The organism is Pseudomonas sp. H26/SER47-MNA-CIBAN-0231 (assembly GCF_040310465.1).
Taxonomy (GTDB): Bacteria; Pseudomonadota; Gammaproteobacteria; order Pseudomonadales; family Pseudomonadaceae; genus Aquipseudomonas; species Aquipseudomonas atacamensis.
In genome coordinates, this window is sequence record NZ_JBEOPW010000031.1 from 1 (window position 1) to 17,849 (window position 17,849).

Annotated in this window: 18 protein-coding genes; 8 read left to right on the top strand and 10 right to left on the bottom strand. The window is 61.9% G+C overall.

The annotated features are described in order from the left end of the window. Positions 1–110 precede the first annotated feature (110 nt). Complete coding sequence (locus AAEZ10_RS26490) at positions 111–404, bottom strand: hypothetical protein (RefSeq protein ID WP_073471796.1); 294 nt, start codon at positions 402–404, stop codon at positions 111–113. Between the two features lie 245 nt (positions 405–649). On the opposite strand from AAEZ10_RS26490, the gene AAEZ10_RS26495 reads away from it, so the two are divergent. The 5 genes from AAEZ10_RS26495 to AAEZ10_RS26515 all read left to right on the top strand — a co-directional run bounded on the left by AAEZ10_RS26495 (position 650) and on the right by AAEZ10_RS26515 (position 5,154). Next, the gene (locus tag AAEZ10_RS26495; RefSeq protein WP_016771852.1) at positions 650–952 is read left to right on the top strand and encodes a MazG-like family protein; all 303 of its coding nucleotides are present in this window, start codon (positions 650–652) and stop codon (positions 950–952) included. Beyond that, the gene (locus tag AAEZ10_RS26500) at positions 952–1,701 is read left to right on the top strand and encodes a methyltransferase domain-containing protein (RefSeq protein ID WP_024011431.1); all 750 of its coding nucleotides are present in this window, start codon (positions 952–954) and stop codon (positions 1,699–1,701) included. The genes AAEZ10_RS26495 and AAEZ10_RS26500 overlap by 1 nt, the downstream gene beginning before the upstream one ends. A gap of 12 nt (positions 1,702–1,713) precedes the next feature. Continuing rightward, on the top strand, positions 1,714–2,325 hold the full coding sequence (locus AAEZ10_RS26505; RefSeq protein ID WP_350571683.1) for a DUF4136 domain-containing protein: 612 nt from the start codon (positions 1,714–1,716) through the stop codon (positions 2,323–2,325). Positions 2,326–2,366: 41 nt separating this feature from the next. After that, positions 2,367–2,924 (top strand): DUF4136 domain-containing protein, encoded by a 558-nt coding sequence (locus AAEZ10_RS26510; RefSeq protein WP_024011432.1) that lies wholly within the window; start codon positions 2,367–2,369, stop codon positions 2,922–2,924. Between the two features lie 232 nt (positions 2,925–3,156). After that, positions 3,157–5,154, top strand: a complete 1,998-nt coding sequence (locus AAEZ10_RS26515; protein WP_350571685.1) for a pilus assembly protein TadG-related protein — start codon at positions 3,157–3,159, stop codon at positions 5,152–5,154. Here the strand turns inward: AAEZ10_RS26515 and AAEZ10_RS26520 are convergent. Further along, the gene (locus AAEZ10_RS26520) at positions 5,139–7,901 is read right to left on the bottom strand and encodes a PAS domain-containing sensor histidine kinase (protein WP_350571687.1); all 2,763 of its coding nucleotides are present in this window, start codon (positions 7,899–7,901) and stop codon (positions 5,139–5,141) included. The genes AAEZ10_RS26515 and AAEZ10_RS26520 overlap by 16 nt on opposite strands. After that, positions 7,898–8,344 (bottom strand): TadE/TadG family type IV pilus assembly protein, encoded by a 447-nt coding sequence (locus AAEZ10_RS26525; protein ID WP_024011435.1) that lies wholly within the window; start codon positions 8,342–8,344, stop codon positions 7,898–7,900. Before AAEZ10_RS26525 ends, AAEZ10_RS26520 begins: the two co-directional genes overlap by 4 nt. Positions 8,345–8,419: 75 nt before the next feature. Between AAEZ10_RS26525 and AAEZ10_RS26530 the strand changes: the two genes are divergently transcribed. The 3 genes from AAEZ10_RS26530 (at position 8,420) to AAEZ10_RS26540 (ending at position 11,250) form a co-directional block, all read left to right on the top strand. Beyond that, positions 8,420–8,890 (top strand): A24 family peptidase, encoded by a 471-nt coding sequence (locus AAEZ10_RS26530; protein WP_350571689.1) that lies wholly within the window; start codon positions 8,420–8,422, stop codon positions 8,888–8,890. Between the two features lie 106 nt (positions 8,891–8,996). Beyond that, positions 8,997–9,776 (top strand): response regulator, encoded by a 780-nt coding sequence (locus AAEZ10_RS26535; protein ID WP_390896790.1) that lies wholly within the window; start codon positions 8,997–8,999, stop codon positions 9,774–9,776. 1,111 nt (positions 9,777–10,887) lie between these two features. Next, complete coding sequence (locus tag AAEZ10_RS26540) at positions 10,888–11,250, top strand: DUF6124 family protein (protein ID WP_024011438.1); 363 nt, start codon at positions 10,888–10,890, stop codon at positions 11,248–11,250. 105 nt (positions 11,251–11,355) lie between these two features. On the opposite strand, the gene AAEZ10_RS26545 is transcribed toward AAEZ10_RS26540, so the two are convergent. The 7 genes from AAEZ10_RS26545 to AAEZ10_RS26575 are packed head-to-tail and all read right to left on the bottom strand — an operon-like array spanning position 11,356 to position 17,841. Then, positions 11,356–11,628 carry a DUF3613 domain-containing protein gene (locus tag AAEZ10_RS26545; RefSeq protein ID WP_110647083.1) on the bottom strand — a complete coding sequence of 91 codons (273 nt, stop codon included), beginning with the start codon at positions 11,626–11,628 and terminating at the stop codon, positions 11,356–11,358. 9 nt (positions 11,629–11,637) lie between these two features. After that, positions 11,638–12,360, bottom strand: a complete 723-nt coding sequence (locus tag AAEZ10_RS26550; RefSeq protein WP_323167002.1) for a tetratricopeptide repeat protein — start codon at positions 12,358–12,360, stop codon at positions 11,638–11,640. A 23-nt stretch (positions 12,361–12,383) separates the two neighbouring features. Beyond that, entirely contained in the window at positions 12,384–13,268 is an 885-nt protein-coding gene (locus tag AAEZ10_RS26555) for a type II secretion system F family protein (protein WP_110647081.1), read from the bottom strand. Between the two features lies 1 nt (position 13,269). Beyond that, positions 13,270–14,154 (bottom strand): type II secretion system F family protein, encoded by an 885-nt coding sequence (locus tag AAEZ10_RS26560; protein WP_071174299.1) that lies wholly within the window; start codon positions 14,152–14,154, stop codon positions 13,270–13,272. Positions 14,155–14,171: 17 nt separating this feature from the next. After that, on the bottom strand, positions 14,172–15,440 hold the full coding sequence (locus tag AAEZ10_RS26565; protein WP_024011443.1) for a TadA family conjugal transfer-associated ATPase: 1,269 nt from the start codon (positions 15,438–15,440) through the stop codon (positions 14,172–14,174). Further along, a complete protein-coding gene (locus tag AAEZ10_RS26570) occupies positions 15,437–16,627 on the bottom strand; it encodes a CpaE/TadZ family protein (protein WP_110647079.1) in 1,191 nt (396 codons plus the stop codon). The genes AAEZ10_RS26565 and AAEZ10_RS26570 overlap by 4 nt, the downstream gene beginning before the upstream one ends. Continuing rightward, complete coding sequence (locus tag AAEZ10_RS26575; protein ID WP_122508650.1) at positions 16,624–17,841, bottom strand: type II and III secretion system protein family protein; 1,218 nt, start codon at positions 17,839–17,841, stop codon at positions 16,624–16,626. Before AAEZ10_RS26575 ends, AAEZ10_RS26570 begins: the two co-directional genes overlap by 4 nt. Positions 17,842–17,849 lie beyond the last annotated feature (8 nt).

Here is a 17,849-nt window from a genome sequence, read left to right on the forward strand (position 1 = left end):
GATGATGAGCAATGTGCCTATTAAAAAGTGTCCACCATGTCTCCGAACACCTGTCCACCATGTGTCCGGTACATACAGGGAGAGGGCTGGGGTGAGGGGCTTTTGAAGCACTAGTGAATAATCCAGCTCAACAACCACAACCCCAGCAACAACCAGATGATCCCGGCAATGATCGACGCGTTCATGAACGCCCGGATCGCCGACCACAGCAGCATCAGGCCAACGATCAGGGCGATGATGCTGATGATCGAGGTGTCCATCCCCAGCGTTTGCGCCAGGCCGTCGACAAAGTTGCCGCCGGCGTTGCTGAGCATATTGAACAGGCCACTGAGGCCGTCGACGATAAAGCGGATGATCGAACCGAGTGCCTGGCCGAGCCATTCGAAAAAGCTTTCTACACGCATGTGTGCATCCCTGATGAAAGAGCTGAGCCTTGGGCCACATCGAGGGTGGCCGAGTTCCCTGCATGATAGAAGGTTTGCCCGCATCATGTGTGGGAGCGAGCCTGCTCGCGAAGGCGGCGTGTCAGGCAAATCCGGTCTGGATGATCCATCGCTTTCGCGAGCAGGCTCGCTCCCACAATTGATCATCTGCGCTGCTTGCCTTCAGCCCGCATCCCCCCGAAGCTATGCGTCTTCAGGAGAGCCCGATGAACCTTGTTGAACTGACCGAACGCCTGCACGCCATTCGTGACCGCAATGACTGGCGGCAATTTCACAGCCCGAAAAACCTCGCCATGGCCGCCAGCGTCGAAATGGCCGAGCTGGTGGAAATCTTCCAGTGGCTGACGGAAGACCAGTCACGCCAGTTACCGGCGGACAAACTCGCGCATGCCGGGCAGGAAGTCGGCGATATCGTCCTGTATCTGTTGCTGCTGTGCAGCGAACTGGGTCTGGACATGAATGAAGTGGTGCGCGCCAAGCTCGCCGACAGCGAACGGCGGTTCAGCTGATGAGCGACCGTCATTTCGACCAGTTGGCCACGCGCTTCGCCGAAAAAATCTACGGCGGCGCCAAAGGCGCGATTCGCCTCGCGGTATTACAGGCCGATCTGACCGAGGCCTTGCCGGATCGGCCGCTGCGCGTGCTGGATATCGGCGGGGGGCTGGGGCATATGTCGCTGTGGCTGGCCGAGCGCGGCCATGACGTCACCTTCACCGAGCCGGCGGAACCGATGCTCGAAGGTGCGCGCCAGCGTTTTGCCGAAGCCGGACACACCGCGACATTCATTCAGGCGCCGTGGCAGGAACTGCCCGGTCAGCTCACCGAGCCCTACGATCTGGTGATCTGCCACGCCGTGCTGGAATGGCTCGCCGAGCCCCACGCGATCCTGCCGGTGCTGCACCAGTTGACCAAGCCCGGCGGCTGGCTGTCGCTGGCCTTCTACAACCGTGACGCGCTGATTTATCGCAATCTGCTCAAGGGCCACTTCAAGAAAATGCGCAAGAACGTCATGGCCGGCGAGAAGCAGAGCCTGACCCCGCAGCAGCCTCTCGACCCAAGGGAATTGGCAACGCAACTCGCCGGTATGTGGCAGGTCGAAAGTCAGAGCGGCGTACGGGTATTTCACGATTACATGCCGGTGGAATTCCAGGCCCGCGCCGAACTGGCGGACTTGCTGGAAATGGAACTCGCGCACCGTCGTCACCCAGGCTTCGCCGGGCTTGGGCGTTACTTGCACTGGATCTGCCGGCCGATCTGAGCGGAGCGCGACATGAAAGCTCAATGCGGGTTATTGCTGATAAGTCTGGGGTTGGCCGCTTGCCAGGGCAGCAACCCCTACGTGGCTCAGTCACGGCCGTTGCCGCCGGCACCGCCGCAAGCCGCCGCCACCTTCGACCGCAGCGCCTACCCGGCGCCGCCGCGGGATTACGGACGCTACCGCAATTGGGCCTGGCGCGACGGGCAGTTGCCGCCGGGCACGGCGTGGGCTGACTCGGCGCAAGTGGCCGAGGCGGTCAGCAACGCCCTCGACCAACGCGGCTTGCGGCCGATGCGCGACAACCGCCCGGCCGACCTGCTGGTCAGCGCCGACCTGCGTCTGGAAACCCGTTTGCGTCAGGTGCGCGATGATTACGGCTACTACGGCGGATACGGCGGCTATGATCGTTATGGTCGCGGTTACGGCATGTACAACAGCGTGCCGATCGTGCGCACCTATCAAGAGCAGGTCGTAGTGGTGCGGGTCGATCTGTTCGATGCCGGCAATGGTCAGCCGGTGTGGAGCGCCAGCGCCGAAACCGGCACCCAGGGCAATCAGATCGAACGCGCCGATGCGATCCGCGAGGCTGTGGAAAAAGCCATGGCGGCGTATCCTCCCAGCTGACGTCGTGTCAGCAGGTTCATGTCTTCACCCGGAGAAAAATCATGTTCCGCCGTCTCGCTCTACTCGCTGTTGCCGCGCTGCTCAGTGCCTGCGCCGCCAATCAGGTCAATCACGATTTCGACGCCAGCCGCGACTTTGCCGCTTATCGCAGCTGGAGCTGGAAAGACCCGGCCCTGCAATATCGCCCCGATGATCCGCGCATCAAAAGCGACCTCACCGAACAGCGCATCCGCCAGGCGGTGGCCGATCAACTCGATCAGCGCGGTTTGCGCCCGGCTGCCGGCGGCGGCAAGGGCGATCTGAGCGTGCAGACCTACCTGATCGTCGAGGACCGGCAGCAGCAGGTGACGACCAACTACGGCGGCGGTTGGGGCGGCCCGTGGAATGGCTACTGGGGCGCACCGATGTACAACGAAACGCGCAACATCACCTACAAGGTCGCGACCATTCAGATCGACCTGCTCGACGGCAAGGACGGCAAACTGGTCTGGCGTGGCAGCGATGAGCAAATGCTCAGCAACCGCCCGAATCCGGCTGACCGCAGCAATGCCATTCGCGAGACCGTCACACGGATCCTGGCCAACTATCCACCGCGTTGATTATTTATTCATCCCCCAGCACAAATCCCTGTGGGAGTGAGCTTGCTCACGAAGGCGGCGATACATTCAACATCCTGATCGCTTGACCCGACGCCTTCGCGAGCAAGCTCGCTCCCACAGTAGGCGGTGGCGCCCTAAGTGGCGCGACGCCAGCACTCTCGACCGACCGCGTCTACACTCTTTTTCATTAACGGAGGTAGCGCTCGGCACTGCGCCGGCAAAGGAGTGCGCCATGTCGCCAGGATCGCAAGGCAACGGCCCGGCCCGGCAACGCGGGGCGATCGGCTTGATGGCGGCTGCCACCCTGAGTCTGGCGCTGGTGATGATGTTGCTGGTGGTCGACAGCGGTCGCTTGTACATGGAACAGCGCAAATTACAGCGGGTGGTGGATACCGCCGCCCTCGAAGCGGTCAGTCGCGGCGGCAATTGCCTGCCCGGGCTGAGCGCCGCCAGTTATGCCGGGCAAAGTGCGCTGCGCAATGGCTACGTGGTGGATGCCGCCAATACGCTCGCGACCACCTGCGGCACACTGGCCACCGCTGCCAGCGGTATGCGCAGTTTCACTGTCGATGCCACGCAATCAAGCGCAGTCAAAGTCGCTGCCAGTCGTACGGTCACCAGCAGTTTTGCTGGCGGTGTGCAGGCGCTGTTCAGTGCCACGCCGGTCAGCCTCAATACCACGCTCAATGCTTCGGCAGTCGCGGCCAAACCGCAGCCGACCGTCGCCCAACTGAATATTCGCAGCACCCTCGCCAGCATCGACACAGCGCAGTCGAACATCCTCAATCCGCTCTTTTCCGGGTTGCTCGGCGGCAACGTCAACCTCACGGCGGTGGGCTGGGACGGCTTGCTGCACACCGATATCAACCTGCTCAAATACCTCGATCAACTGGCCATCGACCTCAACGTCGGTGCTGGCAATTACACGCAGTTGCTCAATACCCAAGCGACGGTGACGCAGTTGATTCAGGCCGCAGCGACGGTAGTGCAACTCAACGGCGCGACCGCGCAAGTGGTCACCGCGCTGGGCCAGTTGCAGGCCGCCGCCATCAATGCGGCGCCGGTCAGACTCGGCGAGATCCTGCAACTGCAAACCGGCACCACGGCGGCGGGGCTGGATGCCAACCTGCAATTGCTGCAACTGGTGCAGGGCGTGGTGCAACTGGCCAACAGCAAGAGCGCGGTGGCGGCGACCTTGCCGGTCAACGTGCTGGGGCTGGCCGGTGTCACGGTACGGGTGAAGGTGATCGAACCGCCGCAGTTCTCGGCGATTGGTGATCCGGCGCGGGCCAAGGCCGATCCGTTGGGACCGGACCGGATTTATGTGCGCACTGCGCAGGTGCGCACGCTGTTGTCGGTGAATCTGCCGGTGTTGACGGGAGTCGTAGGGCTGACGAACGCGGTATCAGGGCTGGTCGGTATGCTAACGCCGACGCTCAATGCGCTGTTGAGCCTGAATCTGGTGGACACAATCAATTCAGTGTTCTGCCTGTTGGGTGCCGGCTGCCAACAGCTCGATCCGAAGCTGCTGCCCTCACCGCAGATCGACATCGCGCTGGATGCCGGCGGGGCGAAAAGCTATGTCACCGATTACCGCTGCCCGACCGACGACAGCGGCAGCAAAAGCCTGACTGCCGCCACAACAACCTCTCTGGCAGATCTCAAACTCGGCAAGATCGATCCTGTCGCGGCGTTCTCTTCAGTCGCCGAACCAACGGTGGCGCCGCTGCCGCTGGTCGATCTCGGCATCATCACCTGCCACAGGGTTCTCGGCATCGGCAGTTGCGATGCCGCCTCCCACGTGCAGTACGGCGCGGGCGGCATCGCCATCAAACTCGACACCAGCGTCGCGCAGACCACGCAGAATCTGCTGTTCTCCAGCACCACACCCTTCGCCACCCCGGCCAATCTGAAACTGCCGCCCAGCGTGCTACCGGCCGCGCCGACCAGCAACATCGTCGGCAGCCTGGCGAACACCCTGTCGGGCATCAACCTGATCGTCTACAAACCCGTGGGCAGCAATCCGCTGGGCGCTATCGTCACTGGGGTGGCTTCGTTGATCAGCGACGTCAGCAACCGCTTGTTGCCAGTGGTCACCGGTTTGATCAGTCCCTTGCTCGACCCGTTGTTGAATAATCTGCTCAAAGGCCTGGGCATCAACCTGATGGATACAGAGGTGGGCGCCAACATGACCTGCGGGCAGACCGGCAAGGCCTATCTGGTGATCTGATCATCCGTGGCAATCGGCAATTCGATGCAGAACCGTGCGCCCTCCGTGGAGTTGCGCACGCTCAACTGGCCGCCCATGTTGGCGATGATGCCGTAGCTCACCGACAGGCCCAGACCGGTGCCGACGCCGATCGGTTTGGTGGTGAAGAACGGCTCGAAGATCCGCTCCAGCAAACGCGGATCGATGCCGCCGCCATTGTCCTCGACCCACAGCCGCACGCTTTCCTCGTCGCGCTCGGCGTAGATCGAAATCCACGGCTTGAACGTTGAGTCGCCCTCGCGTTTGCCGAGCAGGGCGTCGCGGGCGTTGACCATCAGATTGATCAGCACCTGCTCCAACTGATCGACGTAGCCGCGCACCTGCGCCTCGAAGCCGGTCTCGCTGATGCGCAGATTGACACCTTTGCCGCGCATGCCTTCGGCCAGTAGCGACAGGGTGCCTTCGATGGCTTGGGCCGGGTTGAACAATTGTTGTTCGATTTCCGAGCGCCGGCCGAATATACGCATGTGGTCGACCACCTTCGCTGCGCGTTGAACCTGAGCGTCGATGCGGTTGAGTTTGTCGGTCAGGTAATCGACCTGCACATCACCGTTGCCGAGGCGCTTGAGCACGTTGACGATGGCCATGCGCATGACGTTAAGCGGCTGGTTGATTTCGTGGGCGAGGCCGGTGGCCATTTCGCCGAGGGTGGCCATTTTCGCGCTTTGGGTGAGTTGCTGTTGCGAGCGGCGCACCTCGGTGTTGTCGCGGCCCACCGCTTGCACTTCGATCAACTGTCCCTGCTCATCGAACACGCCGCGATCCGACCAGACCCACCAGGCGTGTTCGCGTCCGGGCAATTGCAGGCTGATTTCCGCTGTACTCACTGGCTGTTGCGGCGTCAGTTGGCTCAAGCGCTGAACGAACGCTGCGCGCTGTTCGTCGGACATCCACCCACCCAGATCAACCCCGGGCAGTTGTTCCGGGGTGCATTCCAGATAAGTCGCCAACGGTCGGTTGCCAAAGATCAGCGTCAGGTCCGGGCGATAGCGGCAGATCATCGCCGGCGAGTCCTCGACCAGAATCCGGTAACGCTCTTCGCTTTGCCGCACCTGCTCGGCGGCAAGCGTCGCGTCGGTGACGTCCAGCCACAGGCCCACCGCCTCGACCGGCAACCCGAGATCGTTGCGCAGCAGTTTCGCTTCATCGAGCAGCCAGTGATAGTCGCCACCGCTGTCGCGCAGGCGATAACGCGCACGCACCGAACCTTCGCGCAGCAACTGGCGGTTGCGCTGGAAATACAGTTCACGGTCTTCGGGATGCACGCGCTCGGCCAGTGTTGCTGCATCGCAATCTTCCAGCGTCCAGCCCAGCAAGGGTTGCAGGCTGGCGCTGAAAAACGCCGGGATCAGCGCACCTTCTGCATAGCGCTGCACGTAGATCACCGCCGGTGAGCTGGCAATCAGATTATCCAGCCGCGCATGGGCGGCAGCGGCGCGCTGTTGTTGATTCTGGATGTCGCTGATATCGAGCATGAACCCGACCAGACGCCGATGCTCACCGGTGCCGCTGACCTGGCCCTGAATCCGGTACCACGTCACTGCTGCGCCGGCCTCCGCGTGGTGTAGACGCACGCTCAGGGTCAGCGCTTCGCCCTGCCATTGCAGGGCGCGCAAACGGCTGCGCAATTCGTCGCGGTCGGCGGGATGAAACAGTGACAGCCAGTCTTCTACCGGCAGCAGGCGATCGCTGAGATTGAGTGCCGAGGCCAGCGTCGGCGCCAGCGTAATCTGCTCTTCGGCACTGATTTCCCACCAGCCAGTGCCGAGCAGGTTTTGCAGGGAATCAAGACGTTCCATCGATTGCACATGGCGCTGCTCGCGCAAGCGGCTGAGCAGCGGTCCGGCCAGCGCACCGGCCAAGGTCAGCCAGTCGCGATCGGTCAGCCATGGCGCCACGTTGTCGACTGTATAAAACCCGCAGAGCAGCCACGCGACCACACCCTGGTCATTGCTGTAGGGCACGGCGAAACCGTTGGCGTTGCCGAACGTGGCCTGCAATCGCGAATGTTCATAGCGGCCCTGCGGGCCGGCGAGGCGTTGCGGCGCGCTGCCGTTGAGGCTGTCCAGCGGCGTGCCCAGCGGCTGGCCGTCCTCCCACAGTTGCGGGGCATCGTGGCCGCGATACTGTTGATGAATCTGCCAGCCCTGGGCCTGTTCATCCAGTAACGCCACGGCGAGGCAGGGGATATGCCAGCGCTGGGCGATGGCCTGCAATTGTTCGCCAAGCACCGTCGGCAGACGCGTCAGGCTGCACGTGCGCAGACGATCGCTGACCTGCGCGGCGAGGGTCTGGCAGGCGTCGCGATCGCGCGCTTGCTGACGTTCGAGCAACAGGTCGGCGATGTCGAGCATCTGCAATCGCCAGCCATCCTCCAGCGGCTGCACCCAGCCGCGCAGGTGCAGGGGCTGATCATTGAGCCCGGAAAAGTCGAGATCGAGGAGTTGCCCCTGCCAGTCTCTGGGCTGACCTTCGATAGTCAGCAGACTGTGCGGCAGCAGGTAGGCGCTGAGCGGCAGCGGCTGACCCTGAGGTTTGTGCTGGGCGAGCAAATGCCGCAGCGGGCCGGCGATCTGCAACACATCGCCGTTGCCATCCAGATAAAAATGCAGGCCGATCGGCGGCGCGCCGAGATGGTCCGGCAAGTCGTGAGCTGCGGTGGGGGCGCGCATGAGCAAGCGCCCGAAAAACTTATCGCCGGCGGTCAAAATTGCAGGCTCGAGCGGGCGGTCAGGTGCGTCGGCAGATTGGGCACCGTGCCGATGCCCGGCAGCACCAGAAACGGCATGATCTGGTTGAGCTTGCTCACCGGGTAATTGACGCTGACGGTCAGGGTGCCAGTCCCCGCGTCGTAGGCCGCACTGGTGTCGGTGCCGACCACCAGATTCAAGGCCGAGGGCAGCCATTGCAGTTGCTGGGTCAGCGCGGCATTGGCGGTGTTGACCACCACCGTCGAATAGTTCGGCGTGGTCGGGTCCACCGCAACGCTGCGGCGCACCGCCTCAGCGGTGGCCTGGTTGAACGATTGCATCATCACGAAGGGCAGGCCGTAGCTGACCAACCCGTAAAACACTGCGAAAAAGATGATGAACACCAAGGCGAATTCGATCGCCACCGCACCTTTTTGCGACCTGCGAAAGCCGTTTTTCATGCGTGCGTCTACCCTGACAGTCACTGCGTAGTATCAGCATAGAATCATTCAGGCAAAACGGACGGCTTTCAGCGGATGCAGATTTTCCTTGTTCTGATCTGGCTGGCGTTCTGCGCCGCCCAAGATGCCCGCCAGCGACGCATTTCCAACGCATTGACGTTAGGCGTGGGCGCGCTGGCGTTGGTCTGGTTGTTGGCGACTGGCACTACTTGGCTGGGCGCCAACGCGGCGCAAGGCGGCTGGGCCTGCCTGATCGCTCTGCTGCTGACGCTGCCGGGTTATTTCCTCGGCCGCATGGGCGCCGGCGATGTGAAATTAATGACAGCCCTGGGTCTTGCGACGAACGGCATATTCGTTCTCGGCGCGTTTATCGGCGCGGGCGTGGCCAGCGTGCTGTGGCTGCTGCTCGCGCCAAAAGTCTGGCCTCATATGGCTCAAGGAGTTAGAGAGCATGTGCGTCATCTGGCCCCGGACAAGTCAAAAAAGCTGCCATTTGCGCCGTTCGTGTGGGTAGGTGTAGTGCTTTCGCTGTACTGGATCACCTGATCGCGGGGTGCCACTAGTCCTATGTACATAGTCGGAAAGTGGGTCTACTTTCAATTCAGGCGAATACGCCACCAAAGTGCAGGAATCGTCAGCGTTGGCCGAGCAAATGGAGTGGTTCGTGAACAAGCCTAATTCGGTAAAAATCCTCGTGGTCGATGATCAGCCGCTGATCGTCGAAGAACTCTGTGAGTTTCTCGAGAGCAGTGGCTACCGTTGCGTGCCGTGCGACTCGAGTCTTGAAGCCATCGAGCTGTTCAGGGCGGACCCGGACATCGGTCTGGTGCTGAGTGATTTGCACATGCCGGACATGGACGGCATCGAATTGATCCAGGCGTTGCAGCGGCTGGCCGGCAAGCAGCGGGTGTTCGAGGCGATCATGCTCACCGGGCGCGCTGACAAGCAGGATGTGATCAAGGCGTTGCGCGCGGGGATTGCCGATTACTATCAGAAGCCGATCGATCTGGCAGAGTTGCTTGAGGGTGTGCAGCGCCAGGAACTGGCTTTGCAGGAGCGGCAGAAGAATCTGCATCTGGGGCATTTGAATCAGAAGTTGCAGTTTTTGTCCGAGTCGATTGATGACCTTTATCAGGATCTGGACAAGGTACGGCGCTCGCCCGTGCCGGTGGTGAGTGATGGTGAGCCTGAGTCTGTGGAGATGCCGGCGGTGTTCAATCAGTTGTCGCCCCGGCAGTTGGATGTGGCGCGGTTGGTGGGCAAGGGGCAGACCAATTATCAGATTGCCTGTGAGTTGGGGATTACGGAGAACACAGTGAAGTTGTATGTGTCGCAGGTGTTGCGGTTGACGCATATGCATAATCGGACGCAGTTGGCTTTGGCGCTTTCTCCTGGTAGTTCGGCGGGGCGGCAGCGGGTTACGGCGCATTGACTTGGCGGCCTTTGGGCCGACCATGCTTTGGGTGGTTGGGGTGAATATCCGTTTCTTCGGGTGTTGCGGCTGGCGGTTTCGCCCTTACGGCGAGTCACTTTTTCAAACGCCAAAAAGTAACCAAAAGGCTGTGCCCTGACGTTCGGCCCCTCGCTGGGGCTCGGGGTTCCTTCGCTCCGGGATCGATCCTGGCGCAGCGGCTCCGGTTTGCTTCGCTGCACCTCCTTCCGCTGTGTCTGGCTGCGCCAGACGGTCGCTGCGCTCCCACGCCCGGATCAATCCCTCCACTCAGCCTGCCGACGGGCTCCCAGATCAAGATCAAAAGCTACTCGAGCTTGCGCTCATTGTTTTGAGTGGTGAAAAGCATGCGGTGTCTGGCTTTCGTTTTGCGCTGGATTCGCCCCTCACCCCAGCCCTCTCCCGAGGGAGAGGGAGCCGATTTGCGGGTTGTTCAAAATTTGCATTCGACTCGGTATCTCAGGTCGGCATACCTGACCCAAACTACTCGGTCGGTCCCCTCTCCTCTGGGAGAGGGCTAGGGTGAGGGTGCTTTTGATCTGCTTCAAAATCTGTGTTCGACTCGGTATTTCAGGTCGGTGTACTTCGCCCAAACAACTCGATCGGTCCCCTCTCCCTCTGGGAGAGGGCTAGGGTGAGGGTGCTTTTGATCTGCTTCAAATCTGTGTTCGACTCGGTATTTCAGGTCGGTGTACTTCGCCCAAACAACTCGGGTCGGTCCCCTCTCCCTCTGGGAGAGGGCTAGGGTGAGGGTGCTTTTGATTTTGATTGTTTAAATCTGTGTCTGATTTGCCAGAACCTTCCCACAAGGTTTTCAGGTTGTCCGTCGGACGTCGGGTCACTAGTCTCTGGCTGTCGCTGACAACTCAGCGGTCAGGTGTGGAAACCTGAAATTCAAGTAGTTGCTTTGCATTGCTACCGTAATCGTTGTCGGCGTGTTCGTTCGTCTGCAAACTGTGTCGCGGCGGCTGTGCGTGGGCAGACTTTGGTCTGGCCGGTTGCCTACTTATCGGTTTTCCACCCTGCGTACAGCTGCCACCTTTTGTCGTGTGGAAACGACAGAAGAGGGCGTCACAGCCAAGTAGGAGTTCTCATGGACAAACTGATCCCAGACCCACCCCCATCCCCCACCACCCCGCTCGAAGACGCCATGCGCGCCGACGATCTTGTGAAAAACCGCGAAGCGATAAAACGCGCGCTCGATTTCTATCTCTGCCCCGAACCTGCAAAACCGCACCCGCCCAGCACGCTGTTCATGGTGGTGCCCAATGTCGATACGGAAAGCCTGTTGGCGCATGCCTGTGAGTCGCTGGCGTCAGCGAGTGCGATGGCGAGTAATTTCGCTGGCGAGTTGAGCGGGTTTCAGCGCAGCACGGCGTTGGCGATTCAGCAGATTGTCATGCTGGCCGAGCTGGCGGTGAATCGAGCGCTGGATCGGGTGGATCCGCAGAGCTGAAACCGCGTTATCGTTCTTCGCGAGCAGGCTCGCTCCCACCGAAAGCACGCGGTCGACTGTGGGAGCGAGCTTGCTCGCGAAGGGGCCTTTAAGCGCACCAACAAACTAATTCTTGCTCTCGATCTTCCCGCCCGCATCCGGATCGTAAAAATCCGGAATCTCGTACTGGTATTTCTTCAGCCAGCGCTGCATCGCCAGTTCGCGTTCGGTGGCTGTTGCACTCTGAGGTTTGGGGGAGGCGGCTTTGTTGCGGCTTTGCAGAACCAGCCAGCCTTCGGTTTCCTGTTGTTGCGCTGAAGCAGGGCCGGTGTCGATGGCGTGGGCGCTGAGGGGCAGGGTGAGCAGGGTCAGGTAGCACAGGCCTTTGCGGATGGTCATGGCTGTCTCCTATTCGAGCGTCGGCGGTAGCGGGTCGATGAAGGCGGCGACGCGGTCGCCGGGTGTGGCTTTGGTGTTGGTCGGAGCTTTGAGCTTTTCCGCGCGTTGCTGCGCTTCGGTGAATTGTTCCGGGGTCAGTTTCGAGCGGCTGACGATTTCCGCAGCTTGCGGCCAGTCGTTCTGGTAGAGCAGCAGGGTGACCATGTTCAGCGTCGCCAGTTGATTGTTCTGGCTCAGCTCGATGGCGGTGAGGAATTCGAATTTCGCTTCGTTGAGGCGCAGTTGGTTGAGGTAGACCACGCCGAGGTCATTGCGGATTTTTTCGTCGGTGGGCGCCAGGCGCGCGGCGCGTTGCAGGTGGGCCTGGGCCTGGCCGTTGTCGCCACGGGCGGCGTAGACCTGGCCCAGGCCATGTTCGGCCTGGGCGGTGAGGCAGCCGCCGAGCAGGCTGCGGTAGAGCGGCTCGGCTTCGCTGCGGCCGAGCAGGCGATAGACCTTGGCTTTGCGCAGGCGCACTTCGCTGAGGTTGTCCGGCAGGCTTTGCAGGTTGGCGAGGCTGGCGTGGAGCTTGCCGTCGCTGGCCAGATCATCGGCGAGGTTCAGCGACAGTTCCTGCTCCGACGTGAGTTTGCTGCAGCTGGACGGGGACAGCAGCGAGGTCCACGGCGCCTGGCCATCCGTGACGCAGCCGCTGAGCAGCAACAGACTTGCCATGACTATCAGTACTTTCATCAAACGCTCTCCATGAGCCAAGGTCAGTTTGCGAACGCGCGGGCAATGGCGGTGAAGCCCGGGCCGGCCAGTACGATCAGCAGGGCGGGAAACAGAAACAGCATCATCACCACCGACATCTTCGCGGACATTTTCGAGATGTATTCCTGCAGCCGGGTCAGGCGTCGGTCATCGAGTAATTGCTTGAGCGCCAGCAGTGATTTCATCGCACCGCCGCCCTGGTGGATCAGTTGCTGGAGGATCACGCAGGTGTCGGTGAATTCGTCCACCGCGAGCATCACCGCGGTCTTGTTCAGCTCCTGACCCAGCTCCAGACCCGAGTCGACGCGGCTGAGGATCAGGCGCAGTTCGCTGGTCAGCTCCGGCAGCAGTTTCTGCGCTTCGACGCTGAGCACACGCAGCGCTTGTTCCACGGCCATGCCGGATTCAAAGAGGATGCGCAGCAGCGGAATGAACGTGGAGATTTCCACGGCGATGGTTTTCTGTCGGCGGGCGGCGGCGTAGGCGAGCAGGCGTTTGGGCAGTAGATAGCCGCCGCCCGCAGCGAACATCGGCGCCATCCAGCGGTGGCTGGTCTGCGGAAAAAACACTTCCTGCAAAAAGATCGCCAGCCCCAGAGCGAGCAGCGGCGTGCCGATCTGGCAGGCGGCGAAGAGCGCGCGTTCGTTGGCGCGGCGCCAACCGAGGCGGCCGAGCAGGGTCTGGGTTTCGCTGTCGATGCTCACCGAGCCCCGGCCGAAACGGCTGTTGCCCAGTGCGCGCAGCCAGTGGCCGAAACGGTTTTCCCGGACCAATTGGCCGTGCAAGCGCTGATGCACCTGTCGCACGCGGCGGCGCTCGGTGAGCAGGTGATTGCCCAGCAATAACAGCGAACCGAGGAGCAACAGCAACGCCGCGAGCCAGACCATCTCAAACGCTCCGCAACATGCGCCACAGCGCCAGACTGCCCAGCACCTGCAACGCGGCGGCACTGAGCAGCATGGTCTGGCCGCTTTCGTCGTGCCACATGCCGAGCATGTAGCCGGGATTGGTCAGCATGAAGTAGCTCACCAGAATCAACGGCAGCAAACCCAAAACCCAAGCGGTCATGCGCGTTTCCCCGGTCAGCGCGCGCAACTGCCGCGCGCCCTGGTCGCGCTCGCGGATCAGTTTGATCAGATTCTCCAGCAGCTCACTGGCATTGCCGCCGTAGCGGTGATTGACCTTCAGGCCGAGGGCGAACATGCGCAATTCGTCCTGCTCGTAGAGTTCGGCAAAGTCGCTGACGGCGTCAGGCAAGTTCACCCCCAGTTGCACGTTGCGCTGTACCCGGCCCATGGCCGCTTTCAAGGGATCTTCACTGGCCTCGATGCCGCCCAGCACCGCATCGCTCAGCGTGCGCCCGGACTTGAGACTGCGCACGGTGTGGTCGAGCAATTGCGGCAGTTGTTCGATCATGCGGCGGATGCGCCGCCGGTAGCGAATGGCGATGTACAGCCGCAACGTCACGGGCGGGACGAGCAACATGATCAGCAAACCAACCCAGCTCCCGAGCAGAAATCCCAGGCCCATGGCCGCCGCCCACAGGCTCAGCCACAGACCGAAACGCTCGCTCGGCCGACCCAGTCCAGCACGCAGAAACATCCGTTCCAGTCCCACCCACCTGGTCTGCTCCACGGCCAGTTGCGGTTGCCCGGCGGCGAGTCGATTGAGGACTTTTTCCGTCGCGGTCTTGCGCAGGCCTTGCAGGAACAGATAGATCGACAGCCCCAGCAGCATCAGGCAAATGGCGATGAGAATGATCGGTCCCAGCATCTGCATGCTCCTCGCGGTCAGCCCAGGTGAGCGTCGTGGCGCAGCTTGTCGCCGGCCGGGTTGACCGCTTCGCGGACAAAGCCAAAGCCCGTGCGGCGGTCGAGGCGGAACAGGGTGTTGGTGACGTAGACGTCCTCGCGGATGCCGACCACTTCCACCACTTCACTGACGCAGCGCCGACCGTCGGGCATGCGTGTCAGTTGAATGATCACGTCGAGGGCGGCGCAGATCATCTGGCGCAAGGTGCGTTCGGCGATCGAGCGCCCGGTCAGCCCGACCAAAGTCTCCAGACGCAACAACGCGTCCTGGGCATTGTTGGCATGCACGGTGCTCATCGAACCGTCGTGGCCGGTGTTCATCGCGGTGAGCACGTCGACCACTTCGACGCCTCGGATCTCGCCAAGAATGATCCGGTCGGGACGCATGCGCAGGGCGTTGCGAATCAGGTCGCTGGCCTTGACCTCGCCATGACCCTCGGCATTCGGCGGACGGGTTTCCAGACGCACCACATGCGGATGGCCGAGCTGCAGTTCGGCGACGTCTTCGATGGTCACCAGCCGTTCGTGCGGGTTGATCAACTGGCTGAGGATGTTCAACAGCGTGGTCTTGCCGGTGCCGGTGCCGCCACTGATCAGGATGTTGCAGCGCCTGCCCACGGCGTTCTGCAGGAATTCGAAAATCGCCAGATCGATGGTCTGCATCGCCATCAGGTCAGTGCTCTTGAGCATGTCCTTGCGGAACTTGCGGATCGACAGGCACGGGCCGTCGAGGGCGATCGGCGGGATGATCGCGTTGACCCGGCTGCCATCGGGCAGGCGCGCATCGACCATCGGCGAGGACTCATCGAGGCGGCGCCCGAGCGGCGCAAGAATGCGCTGCATGACCCGCTCGACGTGATGCGCATCGATAAAACGCAGATCGCTTTGATGCAGTACGCCGTCGCGCTCGATGAACACCCGGTGTGGGCCGTTGACCAGAATCTCCGTCACCGACGGGTCGCGCAGCAGGACTTCCAGTGGGCCGAATCCGGTGAGTTCGTCGACGATTTCCTCGCCCAGGCGCTCCATCTCGTAGCGCGAAATCGCCAGGTGCAAGCGCGCGATGTATTCGGCGACCTTGTCGGTGACGAACTGCGCCAGTTGCTGGCGTGAACCTTCCAGCAGGTTTTTCCCTGACTCTTCGATGGCGTCGATGATGTAGCGGTGCAGGACCAGTTTCAGGCCTTCGTGATCGCTGTTGCCGATCGCTCCGCGTGGCGTCGCGCCAAAGAGTTTTTCTGCGCTCATGAGTGGCCTCGCAGACGATCGAACCAGGTGACTTTCGGTTTGCTCAGGCCCTCGGAACGCTTGGCCAGACGTTCGCCGAGGGCGCGCAGGCTCTGGGTGAGTTTTTCCCGGGGCGCCAGTTCGAACAGGCTGACGCCCTGATTTTTCGCGTTCAGGCGCACGTCGGGACTGAAGGCCAGCACGGCGATGACTTCCAGATTGAAAGTCTTGCCCAGGGTCTCGGCATCCGGCGCGACGTTGTTCAGGTAGCGATCGATCAGCAAGCGCCCGTGCTCGAGTTTCATGCCTTTCTCACGCCATTGATTGAGCACGGCGAGGTTGCGTCGGCAGTTGAGGACGTTCTGGTCGGTGTACCAGAGCAGTTTGTCGCAATGGCTGACGAAGGTGCGCAACGCTTCACTGTCGGCCTGCCCGGTGAGGTTCACGACAATGTGCTGGAAGTGCTGGCGCAAGGCGCTGAGCAGCATGTACAGCTCGGCGGCGCTGGTGGTTTCCAGCGGCTCGTCAGTGTTGGCGTAGGCAAGAATGCGCAGGCCGTGGTCGGCGCTGGTGAATGCGCTGTCGATCAGCGTCGCGTCGAGCCGGCGCAAATGACGCAGGGCATCGCCGAAGTGAAACGAACTCTCCAGCCCCAACAACGCGAGGCTGTCGCCACGGGGCAGGCCGAGGTCGAGCAGCAAGGTTTGCTGGCCGCTCTTCTGCACCACCATGGCCATGTGATTGGCGAGCAAGGCACCGTCGGAACTGCTCTGCACGCCGTACATCACGGTAAGCCCGCCGAGCTGTGTGTTGGGAGTGACGGCGGGCAGGCGTTTGCCCAGGCGCCGCACCAGCCCGGCGACTTCGCTGGAGCGTGAGCCATAGGCGACAAAATCCCGTGCGCCGGCGCGCATCGCATTGAGTACGAGCTGATTGTCCATGCCGTCGCCGAGGGCGACGATTGCCAGCATCGGCTTGGCTTCCAGCGCACCTTCGATCAACGCACTTTGCGCCACGACATGCTCGCGGTCGAGACCGACGAAGACCAGATTGGCGAACGTTACATCGACCAGTGCGAGCAGTTCGTCGAGGCTGCCGGCACCGGCGCTGATCACCTGGCCGAGTGGCGCGAGGGCGCTTTGCAGCCATTCCAGATCGGTGCTGTTGCGGGTGATGGCGAGAAAGGTCTGGCTGAGATTCTGGTTCATTGCGACAACCCGCTGCGCTTGTCGAAGTTGCCGTTCTCGAGGAAGAACATGCGATAGAAATTCGGGTCGTAATTGCGCAGTTTCTCTCCCGGCAACGACGGCAGTCGCGCGTCCGCCGCCAGTGGCTGGACCAGGTGCGGGGTGACGATCATCAGCAGCTCGCGCTCTTCGCGTTTGATCTGCGAACCCTTGAAAAACGCCCCGAGGATGGGAATGTCGCCCAGGCCGGGAAACTTGTTCACCTGCGAACTGTTGGTGGTGCTGATCAAACCGCTGATGACGAAACTTTCGCCATCGCCCAGCGATACGCTGGTATCGGTGCGGCGGATGGTCAGCGCCGGAACGGTGGTGCCGGCGATGTTCACCGCGTTGGCAAAATCCAGTTCGCTGACCTCCGGGGCGACCTTCAGCGCGATGCGGTCGCGGCCGATGATGGTTGGCGTCAGGGTCAGGCGGATGCCGAATTCCTTGTACTCGATCGACACGCTGTCGCTGCCGGAACTGGGCACCGGAATCGGGATTTCCCCGCCGGCCAGGAAGCTCGCACTCTGCCCGTTCAACGCCACCAGACTCGGCCGCGCCAAGGTGTAGGCGAAGCCGCTGGTTTCCAGGGCGTTGATGATCGCCATGGTCTTGCCGCCGACCCAGGAGAAATTGAACAGCGAGTTATCCACCGGCAGGCGCGGCTGCGGCACGCCGTCGATCGGTGGCAGCGTGCCGGGCGAACCGAACAGGAAATTGCCGCGCGTGCCGATCAGCGACGCCGTGGCTTCCTTGAGTTTGGTGCGGCTGACTTCGACGAAGCGGATGTCGGTCTGCACTTGCGACGGCAGGGTCGGATCGTCGGACGGCACGCTGCTGGTCAGCGCCGTGGTCGCCGCGCCCTGGACGAAGACCATGGCTTGCTGCGGCTGCGCCGAGCAGGCGGTCCAGACCATCAGGCTGGTCGCGCCGGGGCCGACGCCCGTGAGCAAAAAGGACGAACCGCCATTGGCATGTACGTCGGCAATTTTCGGGTCGCCCACTGCCAGCCGAGTGATTGCCACCGGTGACTGCATGTCCTGCTGGAAGCCCTCACCGATCTCGATCACCGAGGGCAGGCGCGGCAGTGCCGAGCAGTTGCCCACCGCCGCGAGGGCGCTGTTCATCGTCAATCCCAACAACAGCAAGGCCCGGAGCGCCGGTTTCAATGTCGGTCTGAGTCGACTCTGCATGCACGTGA